Here is a 24,565-nt window from a genome sequence, read left to right as displayed (position 1 = left end):
CCGGTCGTGCGGATACCACATCTTGTCACATAGTGGACAGGATACCGTCAATTTATCCTAAAAGCGCATGATTGGAGAAGAGGGCGAACATAAAATAGTGCGCATTCGCCGGTGTGCATTTGGATAGGGTGGAGCGATTTTTGCGGGCGCACCCGGTGCGCTGGCGAGCCAGTCAGGAAAGCGTGGGCTTTCCCGTCCGTTTGGCCTGATACATCGCCCGGTCGGCCTTCTCGATCAGCGTGTCTATTTCGGTGCCGTCTTCGGCATAAAGCGCAAGGCCGAGGCTGGCATTGAGCCGCAACTGGTGCTGCTCGAAATTGAAGGGCGGCAGCATGGCTTCCTGGATACGTTCCATCACCCGGCCGGCCCCCTCGCGCCCGCCGACATCGCTGAGGATCATGCCGAATTCATCGCCGCCGAGCCGCGCCACGGTATCGGCATGGCGGGAAACCGTGGCCATGCGGCGGGCAACCTCGCAGATGGCGGCATCGCCGGCGCGGTGGCCATACTGGTCATTGATGGTCTTGAGCCCATTCATGTCGGCGATCATCACACCGAGCGTGCCGTGCTGACGCTCGGCCTGCGAGACGGCCTGCCGGAGCCGGTCGTAAAACAGCGAGCGGTTGGCAAGGCCGGTCATGGCGTCGTGGGTGGCGCGCTGGTAAAGCTCGTCCTCGCCATAACGGGCGGTATGAAAGAGGGCCGCGGCAATCAGGCCGTTGATAAGTTGCAGCAGCTGTACCTCGCGCGATCCGAAGGCGCCGGGCTCCGGAGAATGCAGCTTGAGCACGCCCACCGGCGCTCCGGCATACAGCAGGGGAGCCACCGCCATCGAGCGCAGACCGACGAGCCGGCAGGCGGCAAGATTGACCCTTGGGTCGGTCTCGCTGTCCGAGCACACCAGCACGTCGCCAGCCTCCAGACAGAGGCCCGAGAGGCTGCCAGGACGCTTGAGGCGAAGGCCCGGTTGCGGCTGGTTGCTGCCGCTGGCCGCACGGCAGGCCAGCTCTTCCTCTTCCACAAGTTCCAGGATGGCGCCGCTGCAACCGGCCATGGCACGCACCCGGTCGACCACCAGATCCATGACCTGGCCAAGGTCGGGGCCAATGCGCACGATCCCTGCCTGGAGATCGATGATCGCCATCAGAAGGTCGGGGTCGCGTTCGGGAGGCAGGGGGTGCCGTGTCATCGACCAGCTATTGGATTAGGCGGCATCTACAGTGCTGAGCACCCACTATAGTTGATAGATGCTTAAATTTTATTGACAAATCCACTCCGCAGGGTTGCGGCCATTTTAAAGAATGACAATTAAACCGCAGGGAAACACACAGTAGTGTGTGCTGCCGGTGTCTCATTGGCGGTGTTGATATGAGAAAAAAATCCTTTACAGGAGTGCCCACCTGGCATACCGTTGTTCCTGCCAACGCCCTTCCCATGCCCACGCTTGGCGGTGTTTGTCGCTCATCGGCGGGCGGAAGGTAAACGTGGCCGTGGCGGATGGTCTTGCTCCGCTTTTTTTCGGACAGTAGTGCTCCCTCCCTCTTCAAAGGCGCCGGCGACTGCCAGCGCAGCCGACGGTTCCTGCCTTTCCGATGGAAGGCGGCGGACCCGGTCGCCTGCGTGGGCAAGCGGTGCCTTTCTTTTTAGGCGGAGCCTGCCTCATCCGGAAAAGCGGGCGCTGCCCTTTCGCCTTTTCCCGTCTCTGGCCGCGCGTGGCGCACAAGCCGGACAGGGAGTTTTCCTTCTTCGTCCTCATCAATTTGAAGGATAAAAATCCCATGTCCACAACGATCGACAAGGCTTTCGTCAAGCAGTTCGAAAGCGAGGTGCATGAGGCCTATCAGCGCCTCGGCTCCAAGCTGCGTACCACCGTGCGCTCCAAGCAGGGCGTGACGGGGGCTTCCACCACCTTTCAGAAGGTCGGGCGCGGTGTGGCCGGCCCCAAGGCGCGCCACGGCATGGTGCCGGTGATGAATGCCGACCACTCCACCGTCGAGTGTTTCCTTGCCGACTTTTATGCCGGCGACTGGGTCGACAAGCTCGATGAGCTCAAGACCAACATCGATGAGCGGCAGGTAACGGTGAATGCCGGTGCCTATGCCCTTGGCCGCAAGACCGATGACCTCATCATCGCCGCGCTCGACAGCGGCGTGACGGTTGCCGGCGACGGCAGCGACGGCCTTACCCGCGACAAGGTGCTGGAAGCTTTCGAGCTGCTGGGTACCGCCGAAGTGCCGGATGACGGCGAGCGTTACGCCATCGTCGGCTGGAAACAGTGGTCGCAGCTGCTGCAGATCGAGGAATTTGCCGATGCCGATTATGTCGGCAGCGACGATCTGCCGTGGAAAGGCACGCAGGCCAAGCGCTGGCTCGGCTCTTTGTGGATGCCGCATTCCGGCCTGACGCTCAGCGGCAGCGTGCGGCTGTGCCACTGGTATCACCGCAGTGCCATCGGCCATGCCTCCGGGGCGGATGTCACCACCGACGTTTCCTGGCATGGCGACCGTGCCGCCCATTTCGTCAACAACTGGATGAGCCAGGGCGCCTGCCTTGTCGATGGCGAGGGCGTGGTGACGCTGCGTTGCCTGGAGGCCTGAAGGCCGCTTTTCCCGGATATCCCCAGATATGAAGGAGATCTGCCATGGCTTTCCGCCAGCAGGATATGGGCGTTCTTGCCTACAGCAACGGCTTCACGCTCTGGCACTACCGCAGTGATGACACGGCGGCCACGGTTGCGGCCGCCGGTTATTTCAACGCTGCCGCCGCCTCGCTCAGGGCTGGCGACATGGTGCTGGCCAGCACCGCCCAATCCTCCAGCCCCGCGGCGAAGCTTATCGGCATCGTATCGGTGGCCAGCGGCGCGGTGACCGTCGCGGCCGCCTGACCGGCTTCCCCGACCCAGGCTCTACCGGGGCCCGGCCGCTGACGTGCAGCGGCCGGGCTTTTTCATTGACCGACAAGGAGACAAGCGATGCTCGCCAGTGACATCGCCATAACCTGCCGCGCGCTGGTGCGGCTGGGGGCGCGGCCTGTTGCCAGTTTTGACGAGGGCACGGCGGAAGCCGAAGCCGCCGGAGCGCTTTATGAAACCGTGCGGGACGGCCTGCTCAGCTGTTACCCGTGGAATTTTGCCAGTGCAGAGGCCGAACTGGTGGAACTGGCCGATCCGCCGCTTGCCGATTTTGCCCATGCCTTCGCGTTGCCCGTGGATTTTCTGCGCGCCCTTTCCGCCGGGGCGGGACGGGGGCGGGGGCTCGAATACCGCATCCGGGGCAATGCCCTTTTCTGCGACGCGCCCGCCGTTGTTCTCAGTTATCTCTTTCGCCCGGCCGAAGCGGATTTTCCGCCTTTTTTCACCCAGGCGTTGATTGCCCGCCTTGCGGCCGACCTTTGCCTGCCGCTGACGGAAAGTGCGAGCCGCGCCGAACTGCTGGCCCGCCTTGCCGAGAGCGAACTGGCCCGTGCCCGGTCCATCGACGCCCAGCAGGATGCGCCGCCGCGTTTCGAGGCCTTCAGCCTCGTTGATGTGCGCTCGTAAAAGGAGCGTCCGGGGATGAGCGAAGTCCGCCAGCTGAAAACCAGCTTTGCCGCCGGGGAACTCAGCCCCCACCTTTTCGGGCGGGGCGATTTGCGCGCCTACGAAAACGGTGCCCGCCGGCTGGAAAATGTCCTTATCGAGCCCACCGGCGGCATCGTGCGCCGGCCGGGCCTGCGGTATGTGGCAACCGCGCGGGGGCCCGGGCGGCTCATCGAGTTCCAGTTCAATACCGCGCAGACCTATCTGCTGGTGTTCACCGCAGGGCGCGTCACGGTGCTGCGTGAAGGGGCGGAGATCGCCAGTCTTGCCGCCCCGTGGAGCGCGGCCCAGCTGGCGGCTCTCGGCTGGACGCAGAGTGCTGACACTTTGCTGCTCTGCCATCCCGAGGTGTCGCCGCGTGTCCTTACCCGCCATACCGCGGATGAAGGCGGCTGGACGCTTGCCCCCTGGGCTTTTGCTGAGGAGCCGGCAACCGATCCTGTCGCCGCCGCTACCTTGATGCTTGTCCGCCAGCCCTATTACGGTTTCGGGGCGCCGGGGGTAACGCTGAAGCCGTCCGCGACCGGGGGCACGCTCACGCTTGTCGCCTCTGCCGATGTCTTCCGGAACGGGCATGACGGGCTGATCTTCCGCCTTGGCGGCAGGCAGCTGCGCCTTGTCGCTATTGCCGACAGCCGGCAGGCGAGTGCCGTGGCGCTGGAGACGCTGGCCTCCACCGATGCCACCGAAGATTGGGAGGAGCCGGCCTTCAGCCCGGTGCGGGGCTGGCCGGCAAGCGCAGCCTTTCATCAAGGCCGGCTGGTCATCGGTGGCAGCCGCGATCTGCCCAACCGGCTCTGGTTTTCCAAAGCCGGGCAGCTGTGGAATTTCGACAATGGCACCGGGCTCGATGATGAGGCCATCGAGGCGGCGCTGCTCTCTGACCAGGTCGATGCCATCCGCCAGATTTTCCCCGGCCGCGACCTGCAGATCTTCACCAGCGGCGCCGAATGGGTGGCAGCGGGCGATCCGCTGACGCCGGCAACCATCCGCCTTGTGCGCCAGACGCGCATCGGCAGTTACAGCGTCTCTTCCCTGCCGCCCGTCAATGTCGATGGCGCCACGCTGTTTGTCGGGCGCAGCGGGCGCGAACTACGCGAGTTTCTTTATACCGATGCGGAGGCAGCCTATGTGGCGAGCGATCTGGCCTTGCTCGCCCGGCCTTTGGTGGAGGCGCCGGTCGATATCCGTTTCGATGCTGCACGGCGCCTTGTCTATCTTGTGCGGGCCGATGGCGGGGTCGCGTGCCTCACCCTCTATCGCGAGCAGCAGATTGCCGCCTGGTCGCGGCTGGTGACGCAAGGGTTCATTCGTTCCGTCGCGCTGGTAGGGGAGGAGGCGACCTTCCTGGTCGAGCGGGCCGGGCGTTTTTTCATTGAGGTGCTGGATGACGCGCTCGGCAGCGATGCCGCGCTCTCCGGCGCCAACCCGGCGGGGGCGGTTCGCTGGAGCGGGCTTGATCATCTCGACGGCCGGCAGGTGGTGATCAAGGCCGATGGCGCGGTGCTGCCGCCACTGCCGGTACGGCAGGGTGCCATTACCCTTGAAAATCCGGTTGCGGCACTGGAGGCGGGATTGCCCTTCACCCATATCGTCGAGCCGCTGCCGCCGGGGCTTCTGGGGGACAGTCTGCCGGCGCAATCCGGCCTGCTGCGGCTGGTAGAGCTGGTGCTGCGCCTTGCCGGGACCGCCGATCTTGCCTGCGATACCGGGGCCGGCCTTGCCGGCGTGCCGCTCGGCGCCCGCCGGCTTGCGGCGGGTGCCCGGCTGGATGAACCGCCACCGCCCTTCAGCGGCGATGTGCGCCTGTCGGCCCTTGGCTGGGCTCGCGACCCGATGGTGCCGCTCTGGCGCATTGAGGGCAGCGCGCCGCTGCCTTTCTGCCTGCTCTCCGTAACCTCGAAACTGAAGGTAACCGACTGATGGGATCGCTCGTCTCCAATCTTGCGTCGGCGGTGCCGGCGCTTTCCACCGGGCTTCAGGTGGCGCGCAGCTTCAATCAGGCCGCCGCCGGTGAGGCGCAGGCAAAAGCAAAAAACGAGGCGCTGGCGGACCGGCGGGATGCCGTGCTCGCCGGGGATGAGATGGACCGCGAAAAGACCGTGGCGGCCAATCAGGAGGTTGCAGACAGCGCTGAGCGTGAGACCAGTGCCCTGCAGGTGGAGCAGGCTGCCGCCGACCGTGCCCGCAAGCAGGCGCTCAGGCGCGCGATTGCCGCCAGCAATGCCAGTGCCGCAGCGCGCGGTCTCTCGCCCGGTGACGGTAGCGGCGAGGCGCTGCTGCTGGGCCTGACGCAGGAGAGCGAAACGGAAGGGGCCGAGAGCGCGCAGCAGACTGCGCTCAAGGCGGCCGCCATCCGGGCCGCCGCGAGGGCCGAGGCGCAGGCCAATCTGCTGGAACTCGATCAGGCCGCCCGCAAGCGCCGGCTTTCCTATCTTCTCCAGGCGGAGGACTGACCCATGGCCGCATCCGGGACCCCGCGCGTGCGTTATCGCGCCGACGGCGTGCGCCTCAGTTTCGAGATCCCTTTTGCCCTTTCCGATCCCTCCAGCCTTGCGGTTTTTCTTGACGCCGCGCCTCAGGCCGGGGGCTACACCGTTTCCGGTTGTGGCGAAGCGGGTGGGGGAACGGTGCGTTTTGCCGGCGCCCCGGCGGAAGGGGTGGTGGTGACGCTTGCCCGTCAGGTGCCGCTCGCGCGCCGTGCCCGTTTCGAGCCTGGCGGGGGGCTGACGGCTGCTGCCCTTAATGGCGAGTTCGACCGGGTGATGGCGGGGCTGCAACAGGTGGCAAGCGACAATGGTCGCGCCCTGCGCCTTGACCCTACCGATGGCGACGGGGCGCTGGTGCTGCCGCCTGCGCTCACGCGTGCCGGCAAGGCACTGGCCTTCGATGAGGCTGGCGGCGTGCAGCTGGTGGATCATGGCGCGACGGTTGCCCTGCCGCAGGTGCTGGCGGGCGGGGCCGGTGCCGTCTGGCGCAGCGCGAGCGACAAGATCGGCGAGGCCGTCTCTGTGCGGGATTATGGCGCGGTGGGGGACGGGCTAGCCGACGACACGGCAGCTTTCCTCTCCGCGCTTGCCGCCAACGGCAAGGTGCGGGTGCCGGAAGGGCGCTTCCGCCTCACCGCCACCCTGGCTCTGGCCTATGGGCAGGTGCTGGCCGGGGCGGGGCAGACCAGCGTGCTGATGGGGGCTGATGTTTCCGGCCCGGTGATCGAGCTGCCATACGGTTATGCCCAGCTGCGGGATCTGCGCCTTGAAGGCGGCGAGACCGGCATCCTGCTGCGCGGGCGCCTTGGTCCTTGCGTGCAGAACCGCCTCAGCGACCTGACGCTGTGGGACATGGCGGTCGGGCTCGATCTCGATGGGTACGAGGATGCGGCCAGGCCCTGTTACTGGAACCATATCGAACGGGTGCTGATCGCCCGGCCGACCGGTACCGGCCTGCGGCTGCGCCGCAGCGGCGCGGGCGATACACCCAACGCCAACCGCTTTACCGGCGTGCGGGTCTATTCGCTGGGCACGGCAATCAGCGGGGACGGGATTGCCGTGCTGGCGGGCGCGCACATGAACTGTTTTACCGATTGCGAGGTCAATCTTTCGACAGGCGCTGCCGCCTGCATCCGCATTGGCGCCGGGGCGGCGGATACCTGCCTTATCAACCCCTATACCGAGACGTTGGGCACGGTCGCCAACCTGCTGCTGGAGGCGGGCAGCAGCGCCACCTCCGTCGTCAATCTCCATGCCCAGTCAGCCGGCGCCGCCATTGAGGATCACAGCGGCGGTTCCTACAGTGCGATCAATGCCGGCTGGCCGCTGCGCAACCGGCTGGCCGGTGCCGAGATTGGCGAGATGAAGGTGGAGGGGCTGCGTTATGCCACGCGGTTTCTCGATCCAGCGGCCGGCGGGCCGGTGAGCATCGATGCCGCCGCGCCGATTTATCTCATCAGCGCTTTTGGCGGCGCGGTGGAGGCGCGCCTGCCGGCCGCCGCCGATGCCGAAGGCGCGGTGCTGACGATCAAGAAGCAGGATACCAGCCAGAATGCCGTCACCGTGACGGAAGAAGGTGGGCCGGGACCGGATGCCCGTCAGTGGCTGCTCGGCAACCGCTATGATTTCCTCACCGTCTGTTCCAACGGGGCGGGCTGGTGGGTGCTGGCCGGCAATCCCTTGCCAGCGGGCGGGTACTATTACGAGGGCGCCGGCCTCTATGAGCCGGACATGACCAAGTCGGTCTATACCGTCAGCGCTTATGCAGGTGCGCTGGAGGTGCGCTTGCCGGCGCCTGGTGATGCCCGTGCGGCCGGACGCACCGTTTCGATCAAGAAAATCGACGTTTCGGACAACCCGGTCACCATCACCCAATCCGGCGGGGTGGGGCCGGATGGCGCCGTGGTGATCCTTGGCAGCCGATACGATGCCGCCACGTTCTACAGCAACGGGGCGGAGTGGTTCGTACTCGCCAGCTCCACCGCCCGGGCCCGGGTTGCGTTTCGCGAGGTGACGGGCACGGTGAGCCTTGATCTGACCCGGCGCTTCCACGCCATCAGCGCCAGTGCAGGGGCGGTGACGGTGCAACTGCCGGCACCGGACGCTGCAGCGGCGAGCGGGCGCGAGGTGCTGATCAAGAAGACGGACCCTTCTGCCAACACCGTTACCATCACCCAGCTGGGCGGCGGCGGGCCGGATGGCGCCGAGCAGGTGCTGGGCGCGCAGTACCAGTGGCTCGCGGCGCTCTGCAATGGCTCGCAATGGTACATCACGGCAAAGGGCTAGGGCGATGGCACAGCAGGAACAGGAGGCTGCGCCGCAAGCCGGGGCGGTGCTTGAGGAATTGCGCGAGGTTGCGCTCGGTGCCCTGAAAGAGCTGACGGGCTGGTATCGCAGCGAACTGGATCAGCTGGTCCAGGATCGCACCCATGCGTTGGCGGGAAAGCTGGAAGAGCGGCAGGCCCGCATGGCCCTTCTCCTCTCCCATGCCGAGCGGCTGGTGCGGCTTCTGCGCCCCGGCGATACCGGCGCCCGGCCCGGCGTCGGCGGGCCGGATCTGCGACCGCTGATCCGGGAGGCAGAGGCGCATATTGCTGCTTTCAGGGAGGCGCCGCCTTACGAGGCGCTTGCTGCAGAAGGGGCTGGCGGGGAGCGGGCGGCCGGCGGGGATGCGTAACCTGGAGCCCGGCGCAGAGGCCGGTTTCGCGGCCTTTCTCTGGCTGTGGCAGCGCCTTGAGGGGCTCGGGGCAGGGCTGCCGACCCTCCATCTGGTGATGGCGGACTGGCTGGAGCGGGCCTGGCGTGACGGGCGGCGGCGGTTGATGCTGCTGGCCTTTCGCGGGGGCGGCAAGTCCACCATCGTCGCGCTTTTTGCCTGCTGGCTGCTGCATCGCGATCCGGAGCTGCGCTTCCTCATTCTCGCTGCCGACCAGATGCTGGCCGAGCGTATGGTCGCCAACATGCGCCGTATCCTCACTCGCCATCCGCTGACACAGCGGCTGAAGCCGCGCCGGCCGGAGCAATGGGCGGCGGACTGCTTTACCGTCGAGCGGCGGCGCGGCGGGCGCGACCCTTCTGCCCTTGCCCGCGGCATTGACGGCAACATCACCGGCAGCCGGGCTGACATCATCATCTGCGATGATGTGGAAGTGCCGCGCACGGCGGCCACACCGCAGCGCCGCCGCGTCCTGCGCGAGCGGCTGGCCGAACTGGATTTCATCCTCGTGCCGGACGGCACGCTGCTTTTTGTCGGCACGCCTCATGCCCGCGAGAGCCTTTATGCCGACGGGGAGCCGCTGACGCGCGGGTTTGACGCGCTGCGCCTGCCGGTGCTGGATGCCGCCGGGCGCAGTGCCTGGCCGGAGCGGTTCAGTCTTGCCCATATTGAGCGTCTGCGCCGCAAGGCGGGGCCGGACCGCTTTGCCGCGCAGATGCTGCTGCGGCCGGTGGATGTCGAACCGGGGCGTCTGCCGGCCCATGGCCTGCGCCGGCACGAGGGCGAACTGGAGTGGCGGGAGGCGCAGGGGCGGCCGCAGCTCTGGCTGGACGGACGGCGCATGATCTCGGCCAGCGCCTGGTGGGATCCAGCCTTTGGCGGTGGGCAGGGGAGTGCGAAACGAGATGCCAGCGTGGTGGCCGCCCTGTTCGTGGATGGGGACGGTGGTCTGTGGTTGCAGCGGGTGCTTTATCTGGAGGCCGGTCCCGAGGTGGCGGCGGGGAGTGGTGATCCCGCCATCGGCGGCGATGCGGCCGGGGTGCAGTGCCGGCAGGTGGCCGACCTGATGGCGGCATTGCATCTGCCCTCGCTGCGCATCGAGACCAACGGCCTTGGCCGTTTCCTGCCCGGGTTGCTCCGGCGCGAACTGGCCCGGCGCCGCCAGGCCGGTTCGGTGCTGGAGGTGGCTTCCCGCACCGCCAAGGAAGCCCGCATCCTTGCGGCTTTCGAGGCGCCGCTGGCAGCGGGCCTTCTCAGTGCCCACAGCTCCGTCTGGGCTGGCCCGTTTCTCACTGAGTTGCGGGACTGGCGGCCGGGCGGCGCCGGCCATGATGACGGGCTGGACGCGGTAGCCGGGGCCATTGCAGCCGAGCCTGTGCGGCTCGGCTGCGCCGCCGCGCTCGTCACCGAGAGCTGGCGACCGTTTACCAGTGGCGTCAAGGCGCGAACGGTGCTGGATGAGCAGGGGTAAGAAAAGCAGCCAAAACACAAAGGGCCGGCACCATCGGCAGCCGGCCCTTCGGGGAGTGATGCTGGGGCGGGGCGCCCGGCCGGTTATTCGGCGGCAGCCACCATCGCATTCCAGAGTGTGTAGACGGTTTCGACCGAGCAGCCGGCGGCACGGGCGCCGGCGATCAGCATGGCATCGGTCGGCTTGGAGGGCAGCGCCACCAGTCCGGCTTCCGCGAGCGTATCCAGGCTGCCGAGCGCGGCTTCAAGCGCCGGGGAATACCAGGGATCGCGGTCTTCGGGGCGGACGAGCATAACGCATTCTCCATGAGCAATCGGCCGTTCGGGGGGCTGCGGCCATTAGGGGGCTTTGGGGCTTGGCCACAAGGTGAGGCCGGGGGGCCTTCGTGGTCAACGAACTGAAAGACTATATAAACTTAAGAAGTAAGTGCTGGCCTCCTGCATCAATCCGTATTCAGCAAGTGAAAGCGCGATCTGCTTCAGGATGCAGAGTACAGACCCCGTTTTGAAAAGTATCGCTTCGTTACATTTCGTCAAAATTACAGGATTATGCAGTGGCACGGGCTGCAATTAATGGTGGTTGGTCGTGCCTATGCAGCTATGACGGGCCACTCCCACCGCAGAAGACATGGTGTTAACCAATTTTACCTTCATCTCCGCGCCGGGCGTGGGAAAAGCGGCGGAATGGTTAAAATGCAGGATAGATACGGCACAAAACCGAAAGGTTTATCCTGGCCATTTTCAGGCGATAGACGTGCTGCGCCTTTGCGTTGCAGGCACCGCCCCGGCTACGCCGGCTTGCAGGCCCGTGCCGGGAAGAGTTGCGTGACGGCAAGGGCCTTGCTCCTCTATACGCAAGGATGAATCAGGCGCTTGTCCGGCGACGCGTGCTGCCGTCGTACCCCGGAGGGGCGCTTTCTGTTCGTTAATGGAAAGACAGGCCCCGTGATCGACCTTTACCCCCTGCTGCGCCCCTTGATGATGTCGCTCTCGCCGGAGCGGGCACATGGTCTGGCGCTGGCGGGCCTCAAATTCGGGATGGGGCCGCAGCAGCGTCAGCCGGATGACCCGATCCTGGCACAGACGCTCTGGGGGCTTGAATTCGCGAACCCCATCGGTCTTGCCGCCGGTTTCGACAAGGATGCGGAGGTGATGGATCCGCTGCTTCAGATGGGCTTCGGCTTCGTCGAGGCGGGCAGCGTCACCCCGTTGCCGCAGCCGGGCAATCCGCGCCCGCGCATGTTCCGCCTGCCGGCCTCCGGCGGTCTCATCAACCGCATGGGTTTCAACAGCAAGGGCCTCAAGGAATTTGCCCGCCGGCTGGAAGCGCGTTTCGGGCAGGAGGAAAAACCCCGTGGCCCCGTGGGCGCCAACCTCGGCCGCAACAAGGAAAGCCCGGATGCCGGTTCCGATTATGTTCAGGGCGTGCGGGCGGTGGCGGCCTTCTGCGACTATATCGTCGTCAATGTCTCTTCCCCCAACACGCCAGGTCTGCGTGCGCTGCAGGGCCGCGCAGAGCTGAAGGCGCTGCTGGAGCGGGTACTGGAAGCGCGCGCGGCCAGTGTGCGCCAGCCCTTTACGCCGCTGCTGGTCAAGGTGGCGCCGGACCTGACGCATGACGATGTGGAAGACATTGCGGCCGTGACGCTGGAGCTGGGGGTGGACGGGCTCATCATCTCCAACACCACGATTTCGCGCCCGGAAGGGCTCTCCGGTCCCGTATCAGAAACCGGCGGCCTTTCCGGCCGGCCACTGATGTCTCTCGCGACCGCGCGGCTTGCCGATTTTGCCCGTATCCTCAAAGGCCGCGTGCCGCTGGTGGGGGCGGGCGGTGTGGCAAGCGGCGCCGACGCCTATGAGAAGATCCGCAACGGAGCGAGCCTGGTGCAGCTTTATACCGCCTTTGCCTATGGCGGGCCGGCACTGATCGGCCGCATCAAGACCGAGCTTGCTGCCCTGCTGCGGGCCGACGGCTACAGTTCGGTGGCCGCGGCGGTTGGCGCGGCCCTGCCGGCCGAGGCAAGGCCCGTTCCCTCCGTAGGTCAGGAATAACCGATCATGACAGCCCGGCAGCACACGATCTTCTTTGCCGCCTATGTGCTGCTGGCGGCTGTCGTTGCCTTCTGCGCCCCGCTGGTGTGGCCGGAGGTAGACGAGGCCAATGAGGCGCTGGTGCTGGGCCTCTGCGTTTTGCTGGCCGGCGGCCTGCTGCATGAAATTGCCGCGCGCCGTGCCGCGACCCGCGAATTGCGGGAGCTGATCAACCAGCGCCTGCGCGCCACCCCGCAGCCCGAAGGCGTTGCCCTCGGCGCGCCTGCGGCCGCCAGCGATGCGGATGTGGCGCCCGAAGCGGAAATGCTGCAGGCGGTGGTCGAGCAGATCAGTGCCGTGGTCCCGCCGGGGGCGCCGGGGAGTACGGCATTGGCGCTGGCGGAAGAGCTGAAGCGCGATGCCGAGCAGTCGATCATCCTGCGCCAGCTGCGCGAGGCGGTGCGCCGCGACCGGGTAGAAGTCTTCCTCCAGCCCATCGTCAGCCTGCCGCAGCGCCGGCATCGTTATTATGAGGTCTTCTCCCGCATTCGCGGCGAAGCCGGGGAGATCATGGGGCCGGACCAGTATCTGGCCCTTGCCGAGCGGGAGGGGCTGATTGGCCCGCTCGACAATCTGTTGCTGCTGCGCTGTATCCAGCTGATCCGCGAGAGCAAGAAGCGCGATTATAACTACGCCTTCTTCGTCAACATGTCGGCCAACACCCTTGCCGATACTCGCTTCATGCAGAGCTTTCTAGCCTTCATGCAGTCGCATCGCCAGATTATCCCGCGCCTCGTGCTGGAGCTTAACCAGGAAACCATGCTGTCGGGCGGTCCGGCAGGCGGCAAGCTGCTGGAGGGCCTTGCCCAGCTCGGTTTCATCTTCTCGATGGATAACGTCACGCATTTCGACATCGACTTCGCCGCCCTCAAGCGGCGCAATGTGCGGTTTGTAAAGCTGGAAGCCCCGGCCCTTGCGGCAGAACTCGGCAAACCCTCGCCCTTTTCGGTGCCGCGCCTGCTCAGCCGCGCCGACGATGCCGGCATCGACCTCATCGTCGAGAAGGTGGAAAGCGAGGACCAGATGCGCCTCCTTGCCCCGCATCACCTCGATTTCGGACAGGGCTTCCTCTTCGGCGAGCCGAAGCCGAGCACGCTGCCCCAAGCCTAATGCTCTATGTATTGTTGGCGGGGCAGTGCTACTTTCCGGAGGCGCAATAATATCCCGCCCTTCCGCCGTAAAAGCTCGCTCGTTACTGCCGGGAAACCATGTCCGACACTCCGGTTCTCGTCGTCGATCTCGACGGCACGCTCATTCATACCGATACGCTGGTCGAGAACTTCTGGGCGGCTCTGGCCACCAGTCCGAGCATTCTGGTCACAGCGGCGAGCGCGCTTTTTTCGGGTCCCGCCGCGCTCAAGGCGGCGTTGGCCGATGCGAGTGCGCTGGATGTTGCGGTGCTTCCCTATAATGCTGCAGTGCTCGAATTCGTCACTGCCTGGCGTGCTGCCGGTGGGCGTACGGCGCTGGTGACCGCGGCAGACCGGCGCATTGCCGAGGCCGTTGCCCGTCATGTCGGACTTTTTGATGAAGTTCATGGCTCCGACGGAGAGCACAATCTCAAGGGGGAGGCAAAAGCAGCCTTCCTTACCGGACGTTTCGGGCTTCGGGGTTTTGACTATATCGGTGACGCGGCGGCCGATCTGCCGGTCTGGCGACAAGCGAGGCGGGTTATCGTAGTGGCCCCGTCCGAGCGGCTCGCCGCGCGCCTGGATGCAGGGGGGCAGGATGTGGTCACCCTCGCCAACCCTCGCCCGGGCTGGGCGGATATGCTGCGGATGCTGCGTGTCTATCAGTGGCTCAAGAACCTGCTGATCTTCGTGCCGCTGATCGCGGCACATGAAGGGCGGGTGGAAAGCTGGCTGGTTGCCGGACTTGGTTTTCTCGCTTTCAGCTTCGCTGCGTCGAGTGCCTACATTCTGAACGACCTGCTGGACCTGACCGCAGACCGCCATCATCCGAGGAAAAAACAGCGACCGGTGGCCGCCGGCAGGATTGGCCCGCTGCAAGCGAGCCTTATGGTGCCGGTACTGCTGGTGCTGGGAGTGCTGGTGGCGATACTCACCGGCAAACTCGAATTCATTGGGATCGTTGCGCTCTATTATGCCCTTACGATGGGGTATTCGCTGGTCCTCAAACGCCGGCTGATCGTGGACATCTGTGCTCTTGCAGGGCTCTATACCCTTCGTGTGCTGGCGGGCGGTGCGGTCACCGGCATCCATCTTTCCGAATGGCTGCTCGCTTTCTCGATGTTTATCTTCCTGTCGCTGGCGGCGATGAAACGGCAAGCCGAGCTGGTCGCGACTGCGGACCGGGGTCAGTCGGAAGCAAAAGGCCGGGCCTATCAGGTGGGCGATTTGCCGATTGTAGCCACCATCTCGGTCGCCGCCGGTTACATGGCTGTTCTGGTGCTGGCGCTCTACATCAATTCACCGGAGGTACAGCAGCTTTATCGTGCTCCGGCGGTGCTCTGGGCATGCTGCCCCATCCTGCTCTACTGGGTTAGCCGCATGGCGATGATTACCCATCGTGGCAAGATGCAGGATGATCCCCTTCTTTTCGTCCTGCGTGACCGGGTCGGTTTGCTGTGCATAGCCGGCGTTCTGCTCGTTGCCCTGCTCGGGAGTGTGTTTTGACAGGCCTGCAGACCGTCGGGCGCTATGGCGCCTTCGCTGCCATTGCCACGGCAGTCAATCTGGCGCTGCAGCGCCTTGTGCTCCAGATCGTGCCCGGCAACCCGGGGCTTGTGCTGGCCCTTGTCTGCGGGACGGGGGTGGGGCTGGTGATCAAGTACCTGCTGGATAAACGCTGGATCTTCGACGACCGCACCTCCGGCCTTGCCACACACGGCCGCAAGTTCGGACTCTATTCACTGATGGGTGTGGCGACGACGCTCATATTCTGGGCCTCCGAGACAGCGTTCTGGCTGGTGTGGAAAACCGATCTGATGCGTGAGGTCGGCGCCTCGCTCGGGCTCTCGGTCGGTTATATCGTCAAATACAATCTCGACCGGCTCTTTGTGTTCAGCCCATCCCCGGTGAAGGAAGAAGGGGCATGAAGCTGTCGGGCTGGGGGCAGTTTCCGGTGGTGTCCTGCACGCTGGAGCGGCCGCGCGTACAGGCTGATTTGCAGGCGCTGCTGGCACGGGGGCATGGGCCGGTCATTGCGCGCGGCATGGGCCGGTCCTATGGCGACAGTGCGCTCAATCCAGCCATGACGATCGACATGACAGGTTTTTGCCGGATGCTTGCCTTCGATCCCGTTACCGGGTTGCTGGAAGCGGAGGCGGGGCTTCTGCTTGCCGACATCATCGCGGCCTTCCTGCCGCGCGGATGGTTTCCGCCGGTGACTCCCGGTACCCGGTTCGTAACCCTGGGCGGCATGATCGCCGCAGATGTGCATGGCAAGAACCACCATCGTCATGGCTCCCTGGGAAATTTTGTCGAATGGCTTGATCTGCTCGGCCCCAAGGGGGAGATCCTGCGCTGTTCGCGACAGGAAAACCCCGAGCTCTTTGCCCGAACCCTGGGGGGCATGGGGCTTACCGGCATCATCCTGCGGGCAGCGCTGCGATTGTTGCCGGTAGAGACGGGCTGGATCCGCCAGCGCACGCTGGTGCAACCCGATCTTGAAGGGGTCATGGCGGCCTTCGAGAGTTCGCAGGACGCCACTTATTCCGTCGCCTGGATCGACTGTCTTGCGCGCGGAAACGCGCTCGGTCGCTCGCTCCTGTTTCTGGGCGAGCATGCGCGTCGGCGGGAATTGCCGGACCGGCTTGCCGCCCAGCCGTTTTCGGTGCCGTCCCGCCGTGGGTGGTCGCTGCCCTTCGCGCTGCCGGCCGGGCTGCTTAACCGGTACTCGGTCAGGGCTTTCAACGCGCTTTATTATCAGGCCGGCCGCCGTGCGCTGACCGAGCGGCTGGTCGACTGGGAGCGATATTTCTATCCCCTCGACGCGCTGGCTCACTGGCATCGCCTTTATGGCCGCCGGGGGCTGGTCCAGTTTCAGTGCGTGATCCCGCTTGCTTCCGCTCGCACCGGTATCGCCCGGTTGCTGGAGACGATAGCCGATGCCGGCCGCGGATCCTTCCTGGCGGTGCTGAAACGGCTCGGGGCGCAGGAAAGCTTCTTTTCCTTTCCAATGGAGGGATACACACTGGCGCTCGATTTTCCCGTCAATGACACCACGCTTGCCCTCATGCAGCGACTGGACGCCGTCACGCTGGAGCATGGCGGACGGTTCTATCTTGCCAAGGATGCACGGCTGGCGCGTGAGACGCTGGAGGCGAGCGACGCCCGTGTCGGTTCGTTTCGCGATTTTCGCCGGATCTCGGGCGCCGGGCAGAGCTTTGCCTCGCTGCAATCGGGCAGGCTGTCATTATGAGCGGCGGCAGCGTACTCGTCCTTGGGGGCAGCTCCGATATCGGCCTTGCAATTGCCCGGGCTTTTGCGGCTGAGGGTCACGATATCCTGCTGGCGGCCCGCCGGCCGGCCGAACTGGCGGCGGACTGTGCCGATATTGGCCTTCGCCATGGGGTCAAGGCCAGAGCCTTGCGGTTTGACGCTCTGGAGATCGAGGCGGTCGAAAGCTTTCTGGACGGGCTGGAAGAACTGCCGGCAATAGTGGTGTGCTGCGTCGGCGTTCTCGGCGACCAGCCTCTCCTCGAGCAGGATCCGTTGGCGGCGGCGGGTGTGATCCGGGCCAATTTCGAGGGGCCGGCGCTGGTTCTCGGGGCGCTGGCCAATCGCTTCGAGGCACGGGGCAGCGGTGTCCTTGTGGGCGTCAGCTCGGTTGCCGGTGATCGCGGCCGGGCCCGCAATTATGTCTATGGCGCCGCCAAAGCGGGCTTTACGGCCTTTCTCTCCGGACTCAGAAACCGGCTGGCGTCCCGTAACGTCCATGTCATGACGGTGAAGCCGGGTTTTGTGGCAACCCGGATGATCGCCGGCCTCAAGACGCCGCCTGCGCTGACGGCATTGCCGCAGGAGGTTGCCATGGCCGTCCTCAAGGCTGTGCGACGCCGGCGCGACGTGGTCTACGTCCGCAGGGTGTGGTGGCTGGTTATGCGGGTCATCTGCGCCATCCCCGAAAGGTTCTTCAAGCGGCTTAACATCTGACGGAGCGGACAGTCTCTTGCGTGAATTCCTGAAGACGAACCGCCTTGCACTGTGCCTGCTGGTGCTGGCCTTCATCCTCAACCAGTCGATCTCTGCCTGGGCCGGTTATCTCTCGCCGGATTCCGAAGGCTACATTCTGCTGGCGCGCACGCTTTTTGCTCATGGGTACCCCGGTTTGCAGGGGCATTACGATGCGGTGTGGCCGCCGGGATATCCGGCGCTCATCGGTTTGCCGACACTCGCGCATTCCCATAGTGCCATTTTCTACAGCTCGAAGGTTGTCAACGCCCTGCTCTGGCTGGGCTGTGCCTGCGTGCTGCTGAGGCGATATCCGGGACGCCTCCTGCCGGTTTTTCTGCTGGTGTCGCCCTTTGCCTTGCACATCGCCTCCTACACCTGGTCGGAGAACCTGTTTGTCCTTGCCCTGGTGCTGACGGTGCATCTCCAACTGGGGGGGCTGGAACAGCCGCGCTCGCGCCTTGCCCTGCTGTGCGCGCTCGTCGCCGGCATCTCGTCGCGTTATGCCTTCGGCCTGCTGATGCCGGCACTTTATGTTTGCCGGGGGCTCGTCGGCGGGCGGGCGGTATGGCGCCGGCAATTGCCGGTATTTGTTATCGCCGCTGGCCTCTTCCTGGCCTATCTGGCTCTGAACCGGACGCTGACCGGCTTCGTCTCCGGCTCGGCCCGCAGCCCGGCGACGGAGAGCGCGGCTACGCTGCTGGCCGCCTTTGTCAGGGCCAACTTCGCGTCCATCCTGCAATGCCTGCTGCCGCTGATCGTGGTGCTTCTGCTGGGACGGGTCAGGCTCGGCTGGAGCCGGGCTGCAAGTTTCCTTGTGCTTTCCGGGGCAAGCTATATCGCCCTGATCGCCGTTCTGCGGGCACACAGCGCCTTTGACATTTATAGCGTGCGCCTGCTGGGGCCCGGCTGGTTTCTCATTGGCATGGCGCTGCTCGAGGCAACACGCGATGAGCCGGTTCGCCTGCCGGGACGGCTGATTGTACTGCTCTGCCTGTTGACGGTCGCAGGCAGCCTGGCCCGGGTGCATTACCGCCTTGCCGGTCTTTATGGAGCCGGCCAGCTTTCAACTCCCGTTGCCCGGCAAATCGAGAGCAAACTTGCCGCTTTTTCAGCGGCCGGTGCGGCCAACGTGTTTTATTTCCGGTTGGCTGACATGCCGCCGCTTGCCGACAATCTGCCCGAACTTCAGTTCGAGGGGCGAACCTTCAGGCAACTGCAGCCCGGGCAAAATTTCACCGAAGCGCGGGAAGCGGTGGCCGGGCTGCAAGCCTTGCCGGGCGGCTGCACGATCGATTTTACGCCGTTTGCCACGCGCGAGGCGTTCGACGCCTTTCTTTCCGGAGCCGACCCATCGATCAAGGCCGGTTTTGCCGGGATATTCGAGCCGGGTAGGGTGGTCGATTGCCACAGGATGGGAACGGTGCCGGCTCGATAGGTTTGTCTTCTTGCCTCAGCCGGTACCACAGTGCTGTTAATATGCGGTTATGTCGCAGGGAAGGGCCGAAAGCCTGAATGTCTCCACGATCTGAAAGACGGCTTGGGCTCGTCGCCTTTCTCATGCTGCTTCCGCCGCTGGTTTTCCGCACTTTTGAACTGGCGCAGCCACAGCTCATCATTTCGTGGTCGCTCACGGAGTGGCTGATTTCCTACCAGGACGGATTTGTGCGCCGGGGGCTTGCGGGCGAACTGGTGCGGTTGGTTGCAACGACGACCGGGGTGCCGCCAAGCATTGTCATCACCGTTCTGGTGACCGGGCTGTTCATCGCCCTTTGCGCAGTGATGTGGTTGCAAACCCGGTCCTACCTGCCGGCCTGGCTGATCTTTTCTCCGCTTCTGGTTGGTTTGCCGCTCTTCTCCAACGTCATGGGGCGCAAGGACATCCTGCTGGTTCTGGCTTTTTTTGCCTGCATGACGGCGATCTTTGCCCGCTGGCCGGTCTGGTTGCGGCTGGTCGTCATCAATCTGGTCTCGGTGCTCGCCATCCTCTGCCACGAAGCTTTCATCTTCGTCGGCCTGCCGATGGTGCTGTACGCCTATAGCCATGTTGCCTGGGGTCGGCTCGACATTGTCCGGGCCGGCATCCGCTTTCTGCCGGCGCTCGCGGCAGCCGGGCTTGTTCTGGTGTTCAAGGGCGATGCCGGAACAGCCCGGGCCATCACGGAGGACTGGAATGGCATCTTCTCGACCATCGCGCCGGATTATTGCTGTTATGTGCGGCCGGAATCGGCGTTGAAGACCATCGGGTGGACCCCTCTTCAGGGGCTAAGGCTGCCCTTCCGGGAACTCAGCCGCTTCTGGGGGCCGGTGTGGGTGCCGCTTATCTGGGCTGCCACACTGTTTCTCGCCATGATGGCCATCAGCGTATCGATGAAGCGGGATGATTTTATCACCCGTTCTTTCCAGCTGCGCCTGTTTGAAATCCAGGCATTGTGCGGGCTGCCCCTGTTCCTTCTCGGATCCGACTATGGCCGCTGGATCTTCCTGATCCTCATCACGTCAGTCGTGGCAGGAGCGCTCTGGACGCAGCGGGCACCGGCCTGCCGGCCGGAGCACAGGCCCCGCGTGCTTCCTTTCCTCTACCCCCGGTCGGGGATGGGACTTGCGGTGTTCGTGGTTTTTTTCGCTGCCGTCCCGGGCTGCTGCTGGAGCCTTTTTAATTATGGCAAGCCGCTGCCCCCCGTCGCCGTGCTTCGCGCCGTCTACGGACTGGCGCACCTGACGTTCTGAGGCGCAAGGCCTCAGCCCTTCAGCACGATCTCTTCCGCCGCCTCCAGCCGGTCCCTGATCCCGGCCACCATCTCCAGTGAGCGCAGGCGTGCCTCGATGTCGTGGAAATGGCCGGTGATCATCAGTTCATCGGGGCGGGTGGCGGAGAGGAAGGTGCGGATCTGCCGCTCTACCGTCTGCGGGCTGCCGACGGCGGAGCAGGAGAGGGCGTATTCCACGCCCGGACGTTCGGCATCGCTCCAGTAGGCATCGATGTCGTCAATGGGGGCCGGCAGCAGGCCCGGACGGCCGCGGCGCAGATTGATGAAGGCCTGCTGCTGGGAGGTGAAGAGGCGTTTTGCCTCCTCATCCGTCTCGGCGACGAAGGCATTGATCGCCACCATGGCATGCGGCTTGGCGAGCGCTGCCGATGGCTGGAAGTTGCGGCGGTAGAGATCTAGCGCTTCCATCATGTCGCCGGGCGCAAAATGCGAGGCGAAGGCGAAGGGCAGGCCGAGGAGGGAGGCGAGCTCCGCGCTGTAGAGGCTGGAGCCCAGAAGCCAGATCGGCACCTCAAGCCCGCCGCCTGGCACGGCCTGGATGCGCTGGCCGAGCTCTACGGGGCGGAAATAGCCCATCAGCTCCTGCACATCGCGCGGGAAATGCTCCCCCGCCTGCGCCATATCGCGGCGCAGGGCGCGCGCGGTGCCCATATCGGTGCCCGGCGCCCGCCCGAGGCCGAGATCGATGCGGCCGGGATAAAGCGAAGCGAGGGTGCCGAACTGCTCGGCAATCACCAGCGGGGCATGATTGGGCAGCATGACGCCGCCGGAGCCGACACGGATGGTGCTGGTAGCGCCGGCGACATGGCCGATGACGAGGGAGGTTGCCGCGCTGGCGATACCCGGCATGTTGTGATGTTCGGCCAGCCAGAAGCGCGTGAAACCCAGTTTTTCCGCCAGCTGCGCCAGCCGCACCGAATTGCGGAACGCGTCTGCCGGGCGCGAGCCTTCCGGCACCGGGCAGAGATCGAGCACGGAAAACGGGATCATGGGCAGCGGTTCCTCGGGGTAAGCCGGAAGTTGGTGTCCCCGCATGTGGACGTCCCGGCTCGCCCCTGCAAGGGTCTAGAGTGACCTGCCTAACAGTCTGCCGCCATCGGCGGTACCCGCATTGATCCAGGACAAAAGAAAACGGGCGGGGTCCGGAGGCCCCGCCCGCTTCACTCTGCAAGCCCGCGAGGGCAGCAGGCCTTACCTGGAGAAGAGATGCTCGACCGCGGCGCGCTCTTCGCGCAGCTCCGTTTCGGTCGCGGCAATCTTTTCCTTGGAGAAGGCGTTCAGGGAGAGGCCCTGAACGATCTCGTACTTGCCGCCCTTGCAGGTGACCGGATAGCCGAAGATCACGCCCGGGGCGACGCCGTAGGAGCCGTCGGACGGGATGGCCATGGAAACCCAGTCGCCCTCGGCGGTGCCGAGTGCCCAGTCATGCATGTGGTCGATGGCGGCGGAAGCGGCCGAGGCGGCGGAAGAAGCGCCGCGGGCCTTGATGATCGCCGCACCACGCTGCTGCACCGTCGGGATGTAGGTTTCCTTGTACCAGGCATCGTCCACCTTGGTGGTGGCGGCGGCGCCGTCGACGGTCGCCTGGTGGATGTCCGGATACTGGGTGGAGCTGTGGTTGCCCCAGATGGTGATCTTCTTGATCTTGGTGCCGTGCGCGCCGGTCTTCTCGGCCAGCTGGCTGATGGCGCGGTTATGGTCGAGGCGCACCATGGCGGTGAAGCACTTCGGATCGAGCTTCGGCGCGTTCTGCTGGGCTATGAGGGCGTTGGTGTTGGCCGGGTTGCCGACAACCAGCACCTTCACGTCGCGGCTTGCATGGTCGCTGAGCGCCTTGCCCTGCGGGGCGAAGATGGCGCCGTTGGCTTCCAGCAGGTCCTTGCGCTCCATGCCGGGGCCGCGCGGGCGGGAGCCCACGAGCAGGGCATAGTCCACGTCCTTGAAGGCCACATTGACGTCGTCGGTGGCGACGATGCCCTGCAGCAGCGGGAAGGCGCAGTCATTGAGCTCCATCACCACGCCGTTCAGCGCCGGCAGGGCCGGGGTGATCTCGAGCAGGTGCAGGATGACTGGCTGGTCGGTGCCCAGCATATCGCCGGCGGCAATGCGGAACAGAAGCGCATAGCCGATCTGGCCGGCAGCGCCGGTAACGGCGACACGAACGGGTGCTTTCATCATCATGCTCCTTGGATATCCCGATATGGGGTCTGGATGCTGTTGCGGCCCGCCGGGGCAGGGGCCGGCCCGAACGGGCTGGCGATGACGGGGCGGGAACCGGCGAAAACGGGCGCGCGGGGCGCGCGCAGGGCAGGGCGGTAAGGGGGCAGGGCGCGAGCGGGGGGCAATTGCGGAATACAGGAGATGCTTGCGGACCCGAAGGCTCCCGCCTTTCCAGCACCATGCCTTGTTCCAGCCTGCATTGCGGCCTGCCTTCTGCTTGCCCGGCAGCTTCAAAAGCATGCTGCCCGTCGGCGCCACCCCTCTTACTGCCGGAGTGCCGGCTTCCGCAACCACGTAAATAGGGAAGCAGGGCCTCAAGGGGCGGCTTTACCGGCCTGCGGCCAAAAGCGCAGCCAGGAGAAGTGCCTCGCCCCTTGAAGCCCGGGCCAGGCCGAACAATCTGCCGGTAGCCGCTCCGCTGAAGAAGGGCGGCCCGTCTTTATCCGGCCGGGCATCCCGCCCGCCGCCGCTTTCAGGGAACCAGAGCCACCATGCCCGTCTCTATGTACGATGTCTCCGTACCCGTTTTCCTGCGCGGCCTCGGGCGCATGCATCACCTGCTCGACAAGCTGGATGCCTTCAGCGCGGAGAAGGGCCTTGCTCATGGCGATCTGCTCGGCGCGCGCCTTGCCCCCGACATGCACCCCTTCACCCGCCAGATTCAGGCCGTGAGCGATACCTCCAAGGGCGCCATCGCCCGCCTGTCCGGCCAGCAGCCGCCCAGCATGCCGGATACCGAGACTTCGGTGGCCGAACTGCGCGAGCGGGTGGCGAAGACCGAGGATTTCATCAAGAGCGTGTCCCGCGACGCCATCGATGGCTCGGAAGCCCGCGAAATCGTGCTCAAGGTCGGCCCCAACGAGCTGAAGTTCGAAGGGCTCGGTTATCTCACCGTCTTTGCCCTGCCCAACTTCTATTTCCACGTCACCACCGCCTACGACATCCTGCGCAACCAGGGCGTCCAGATCGGCAAGCGCGATTATCTCGGCCCGCTCGGCTGAGGCGGGGGCGGTCCGGCGGGCGCATGCCTGTCATGATAGTTTGATTTGGTACTGCTGGCGCCGGCACGCTATAGGCTGGCCTTCACCTGAAAGTTTCTTTCCAGCTGAAGGCCAGCCGCTACCGTGAGTGCCGATCCCTCCGAGACCACCGGCCATCGGGCCATTGCCGAAAGCACGATGATCGATGGTCTCAGCACCATCGCCGAGCTTTATGACGGCTTCATCCTCGATCTGTGGGGCGTGCTGCATGACGGCATGGCCCCCTATCCCGGCGTGATCACCTGCCTGCGCGAGATGAAGGCACAGGGAAAGCGCATCTGCCTGCTCTCCAACGCACCGCGCCGCCTGAGCGCCACGGTGGCCAAGCTGGAAGATCTCGGCATCACCCGCGATCTCTACGATCATGTCATGACCTCGGGCGAGGCGACGCATCTGGCACTCGCCAGCCCGGATGACGACTGGCACCGCGGCCTTGGCCCCCGGCTTTATCATCTGGGGCCGGAGAAGGATGACGACGTGCTGGAAGGCCTGCCGAACCACCACGAGGTCTCCTCGCTGGCAGACGCAGACGTCATCATCAATACCGGCCCCTATGAATTCACCGAGGATATGAGCGGTTATCTGCCGGTGATGCAGGAAGGGCTTGAGCGCAAGCTGCCGATGATCTGCGCCAACCCGGACCTTACCGTGATGATGGGCCCGCGCCATGTGCTGTGCGCCGGGGCGCTGGCGGCCTGGTATGAAGAGCAGGGCGGAACCGTGCGCTATCATGGCAAACCGCATGCGGGGGTCTATACGCGCTGCTTTGCCCTGCTGAAGGGCGTGGCCCGGGGCCGTATCCTGGCTGTGGGCGACAGCCTGCGCACGGATATTGCCGGGGCGCAGGCCGCCGGCATCGACAGCATGCTGGTAACCGGTGGGTTGCATGCGCGCGAACTGGAACTGGCCTGGGGTGAGGTGGCGGAGGCGAGTGCACTCGACCGGCTTATCGCCGGCTCTCACGCCAAGCCCACCTGGGTTGCGCCGGGCCTCATCTGGTAAGGCCGCCGGTTTTCGGTAGCCAAACAAAAAAGGGCCTCCCGCCGGGAGGCCCTT

General features: G+C 65.1%; 22 protein-coding genes. 18 read left to right on the top strand and 4 right to left on the bottom strand.

What is annotated here, in order from left to right; genetic code table 11:
- Positions 1 to 172 precede the first annotated feature (172 nt).
- Positions 173 to 1,189 carry a GAF domain-containing protein gene (locus QTL98_RS14730; protein WP_445679222.1) on the bottom strand — a complete coding sequence of 339 codons (1,017 nt, stop codon included), beginning with the start codon at positions 1,187 to 1,189 and terminating at the stop codon, positions 173 to 175.
- 589 nt (positions 1,190 to 1,778) lie between these two features.
- On the opposite strand from QTL98_RS14730, the gene QTL98_RS14725 reads away from it, so the two are divergent.
- From QTL98_RS14725 to terL, 8 genes are all read left to right on the top strand, one after another.
- A complete protein-coding gene (locus QTL98_RS14725; protein WP_445679221.1) occupies positions 1,779 to 2,597 on the top strand; it encodes a phage capsid protein in 819 nt (272 codons plus the stop codon).
- 44 nt (positions 2,598 to 2,641) lie between these two features.
- Positions 2,642 to 2,884 (top strand): hypothetical protein, encoded by a 243-nt coding sequence (locus tag QTL98_RS14720; protein ID WP_445679220.1) that lies wholly within the window; start codon positions 2,642 to 2,644, stop codon positions 2,882 to 2,884.
- Between the two features lie 87 nt (positions 2,885 to 2,971).
- Positions 2,972 to 3,538, top strand: a complete 567-nt coding sequence (locus QTL98_RS14715; RefSeq protein WP_445679219.1) for a phage connector family protein — start codon at positions 2,972 to 2,974, stop codon at positions 3,536 to 3,538.
- A gap of 15 nt (positions 3,539 to 3,553) precedes the next feature.
- Positions 3,554 to 5,500, top strand: coding sequence for a phage tail protein (locus QTL98_RS14710; RefSeq protein ID WP_445679218.1), 1,947 nt, complete (start codon positions 3,554 to 3,556; stop codon positions 5,498 to 5,500).
- Positions 5,500 to 6,033, top strand: a complete 534-nt coding sequence (locus tag QTL98_RS14705) for a hypothetical protein (protein WP_445679217.1) — start codon at positions 5,500 to 5,502, stop codon at positions 6,031 to 6,033. The genes QTL98_RS14710 and QTL98_RS14705 overlap by 1 nt, the downstream gene beginning before the upstream one ends.
- A 3-nt stretch (positions 6,034 to 6,036) precedes the next feature.
- On the top strand, positions 6,037 to 8,352 hold the full coding sequence (locus QTL98_RS14700) for a glycosyl hydrolase family 28-related protein (RefSeq protein WP_445679216.1): 2,316 nt from the start codon (positions 6,037 to 6,039) through the stop codon (positions 8,350 to 8,352).
- Positions 8,353 to 8,356: 4 nt separating this feature from the next.
- Positions 8,357 to 8,743, top strand: coding sequence for a hypothetical protein (locus QTL98_RS14695; protein ID WP_445679215.1), 387 nt, complete (start codon positions 8,357 to 8,359; stop codon positions 8,741 to 8,743).
- Positions 8,736 to 10,253 (top strand): phage terminase large subunit, encoded by a 1,518-nt coding sequence (gene terL / locus QTL98_RS14690; protein WP_445679214.1) that lies wholly within the window; start codon positions 8,736 to 8,738, stop codon positions 10,251 to 10,253. Before QTL98_RS14695 ends, terL begins: the two co-directional genes overlap by 8 nt.
- 83 nt (positions 10,254 to 10,336) lie before the next feature.
- Here terL and QTL98_RS14685 read toward each other — a convergent pair whose 3' ends face one another.
- On the bottom strand, positions 10,337 to 10,546 hold the full coding sequence (locus QTL98_RS14685) for a hypothetical protein (protein ID WP_445679213.1): 210 nt from the start codon (positions 10,544 to 10,546) through the stop codon (positions 10,337 to 10,339).
- A gap of 651 nt (positions 10,547 to 11,197) precedes the next feature.
- Between QTL98_RS14685 and QTL98_RS14680 the strand changes: the two genes are divergently transcribed.
- The 8 genes from QTL98_RS14680 (at position 11,198) to QTL98_RS14645 (ending at position 20,208) form a co-directional block, all read left to right on the top strand.
- Positions 11,198 to 12,304, top strand: coding sequence for a quinone-dependent dihydroorotate dehydrogenase (locus QTL98_RS14680; protein ID WP_445679212.1), 1,107 nt, complete (start codon positions 11,198 to 11,200; stop codon positions 12,302 to 12,304).
- Positions 12,305 to 12,310: 6 nt separating this feature from the next.
- Positions 12,311 to 13,453, top strand: a complete 1,143-nt coding sequence (locus QTL98_RS14675; protein ID WP_445679211.1) for an EAL domain-containing protein — start codon at positions 12,311 to 12,313, stop codon at positions 13,451 to 13,453.
- A gap of 98 nt (positions 13,454 to 13,551) precedes the next feature.
- A complete protein-coding gene (locus QTL98_RS14670; protein ID WP_445679210.1) occupies positions 13,552 to 14,979 on the top strand; it encodes a UbiA family prenyltransferase in 1,428 nt (475 codons plus the stop codon).
- Positions 14,976 to 15,401, top strand: a complete 426-nt coding sequence (locus tag QTL98_RS14665; protein WP_445679209.1) for a GtrA family protein — start codon at positions 14,976 to 14,978, stop codon at positions 15,399 to 15,401. Before QTL98_RS14670 ends, QTL98_RS14665 begins: the two co-directional genes overlap by 4 nt.
- A complete protein-coding gene (locus QTL98_RS14660) occupies positions 15,398 to 16,726 on the top strand; it encodes an FAD-binding oxidoreductase (protein WP_445679208.1) in 1,329 nt (442 codons plus the stop codon). Before QTL98_RS14665 ends, QTL98_RS14660 begins: the two co-directional genes overlap by 4 nt.
- Positions 16,723 to 17,460, top strand: coding sequence for an SDR family oxidoreductase (locus QTL98_RS14655; protein ID WP_445679207.1), 738 nt, complete (start codon positions 16,723 to 16,725; stop codon positions 17,458 to 17,460). The genes QTL98_RS14660 and QTL98_RS14655 overlap by 4 nt, the downstream gene beginning before the upstream one ends.
- 16 nt (positions 17,461 to 17,476) lie before the next feature.
- Entirely contained in the window at positions 17,477 to 18,916 is a 1,440-nt protein-coding gene (locus tag QTL98_RS14650) for a glycosyltransferase family protein (RefSeq protein ID WP_445679206.1), read from the top strand.
- A gap of 77 nt (positions 18,917 to 18,993) precedes the next feature.
- Positions 18,994 to 20,208, top strand: a complete 1,215-nt coding sequence (locus tag QTL98_RS14645; protein WP_445679205.1) for an Rv1490 family membrane protein — start codon at positions 18,994 to 18,996, stop codon at positions 20,206 to 20,208.
- An 11-nt stretch (positions 20,209 to 20,219) separates the two neighbouring features.
- Here the strand turns inward: QTL98_RS14645 and QTL98_RS14640 are convergent, their stop codons facing one another.
- Entirely contained in the window at positions 20,220 to 21,239 is a 1,020-nt protein-coding gene (locus QTL98_RS14640; RefSeq protein ID WP_445679204.1) for an LLM class flavin-dependent oxidoreductase, read from the bottom strand.
- A gap of 201 nt (positions 21,240 to 21,440) precedes the next feature.
- Positions 21,441 to 22,424, bottom strand: a complete 984-nt coding sequence (locus tag QTL98_RS14635; RefSeq protein ID WP_445679203.1) for a malate dehydrogenase — start codon at positions 22,422 to 22,424, stop codon at positions 21,441 to 21,443.
- A gap of 536 nt (positions 22,425 to 22,960) precedes the next feature.
- Between QTL98_RS14635 and QTL98_RS14630 the strand changes: the two genes are divergently transcribed.
- Positions 22,961 to 23,470: a DUF1993 domain-containing protein gene (locus tag QTL98_RS14630; protein WP_445679202.1), complete on the top strand. Its 510-nt coding sequence runs from the start codon at positions 22,961 to 22,963 to the stop codon at positions 23,468 to 23,470.
- Between the two features lie 123 nt (positions 23,471 to 23,593).
- Positions 23,594 to 24,511, top strand: a complete 918-nt coding sequence (locus QTL98_RS14625; RefSeq protein WP_445679201.1) for a TIGR01459 family HAD-type hydrolase — start codon at positions 23,594 to 23,596, stop codon at positions 24,509 to 24,511.
- Positions 24,512 to 24,565: the final 54 nt, after the last annotated feature.

This window comes from Radicibacter daui (genome assembly GCA_030657355.1).
Taxonomy (GTDB): domain Bacteria; phylum Pseudomonadota; class Alphaproteobacteria; order Radicibacterales; family Radicibacteraceae; genus Radicibacter; species Radicibacter daui.
This window is presented reverse-complemented; position numbering and strand designations above follow the sequence as displayed.

Coding starts and splice junctions, on each gene's coding strand:
- QTL98_RS14730 (WP_445679222.1), bottom strand. CDS start 1,189: ATGACACGGCACCCCCTGCCTCCCGAACGCGACCCCGACCTTCTGATG.
- QTL98_RS14725 (WP_445679221.1), top strand. CDS start 1,779: ATGTCCACAACGATCGACAAGGCTTTCGTCAAGCAGTTCGAAAGCGAG.
- QTL98_RS14720 (WP_445679220.1), top strand. CDS start 2,642: ATGGCTTTCCGCCAGCAGGATATGGGCGTTCTTGCCTACAGCAACGGC.
- QTL98_RS14715 (WP_445679219.1), top strand. CDS start 2,972: ATGCTCGCCAGTGACATCGCCATAACCTGCCGCGCGCTGGTGCGGCTG.
- QTL98_RS14710 (WP_445679218.1), top strand. CDS start 3,554: ATGAGCGAAGTCCGCCAGCTGAAAACCAGCTTTGCCGCCGGGGAACTC.
- QTL98_RS14705 (WP_445679217.1), top strand. CDS start 5,500: ATGGGATCGCTCGTCTCCAATCTTGCGTCGGCGGTGCCGGCGCTTTCC.
- QTL98_RS14700 (WP_445679216.1), top strand. CDS start 6,037: ATGGCCGCATCCGGGACCCCGCGCGTGCGTTATCGCGCCGACGGCGTG.
- QTL98_RS14695 (WP_445679215.1), top strand. CDS start 8,357: ATGGCACAGCAGGAACAGGAGGCTGCGCCGCAAGCCGGGGCGGTGCTT.
- terL (WP_445679214.1), top strand. CDS start 8,736: ATGCGTAACCTGGAGCCCGGCGCAGAGGCCGGTTTCGCGGCCTTTCTC.
- QTL98_RS14685 (WP_445679213.1), bottom strand. CDS start 10,546: ATGCTCGTCCGCCCCGAAGACCGCGATCCCTGGTATTCCCCGGCGCTT.
- QTL98_RS14675 (WP_445679211.1), top strand. CDS start 12,311: ATGACAGCCCGGCAGCACACGATCTTCTTTGCCGCCTATGTGCTGCTG.
- QTL98_RS14670 (WP_445679210.1), top strand. CDS start 13,552: ATGTCCGACACTCCGGTTCTCGTCGTCGATCTCGACGGCACGCTCATT.
- QTL98_RS14660 (WP_445679208.1), top strand. CDS start 15,398: ATGAAGCTGTCGGGCTGGGGGCAGTTTCCGGTGGTGTCCTGCACGCTG.
- QTL98_RS14655 (WP_445679207.1), top strand. CDS start 16,723: ATGAGCGGCGGCAGCGTACTCGTCCTTGGGGGCAGCTCCGATATCGGC.
- QTL98_RS14645 (WP_445679205.1), top strand. CDS start 18,994: ATGTCTCCACGATCTGAAAGACGGCTTGGGCTCGTCGCCTTTCTCATG.
- QTL98_RS14640 (WP_445679204.1), bottom strand. CDS start 21,239: ATGATCCCGTTTTCCGTGCTCGATCTCTGCCCGGTGCCGGAAGGCTCG.
- QTL98_RS14635 (WP_445679203.1), bottom strand. CDS start 22,424: ATGAAAGCACCCGTTCGTGTCGCCGTTACCGGCGCTGCCGGCCAGATC.
- QTL98_RS14630 (WP_445679202.1), top strand. CDS start 22,961: ATGCCCGTCTCTATGTACGATGTCTCCGTACCCGTTTTCCTGCGCGGC.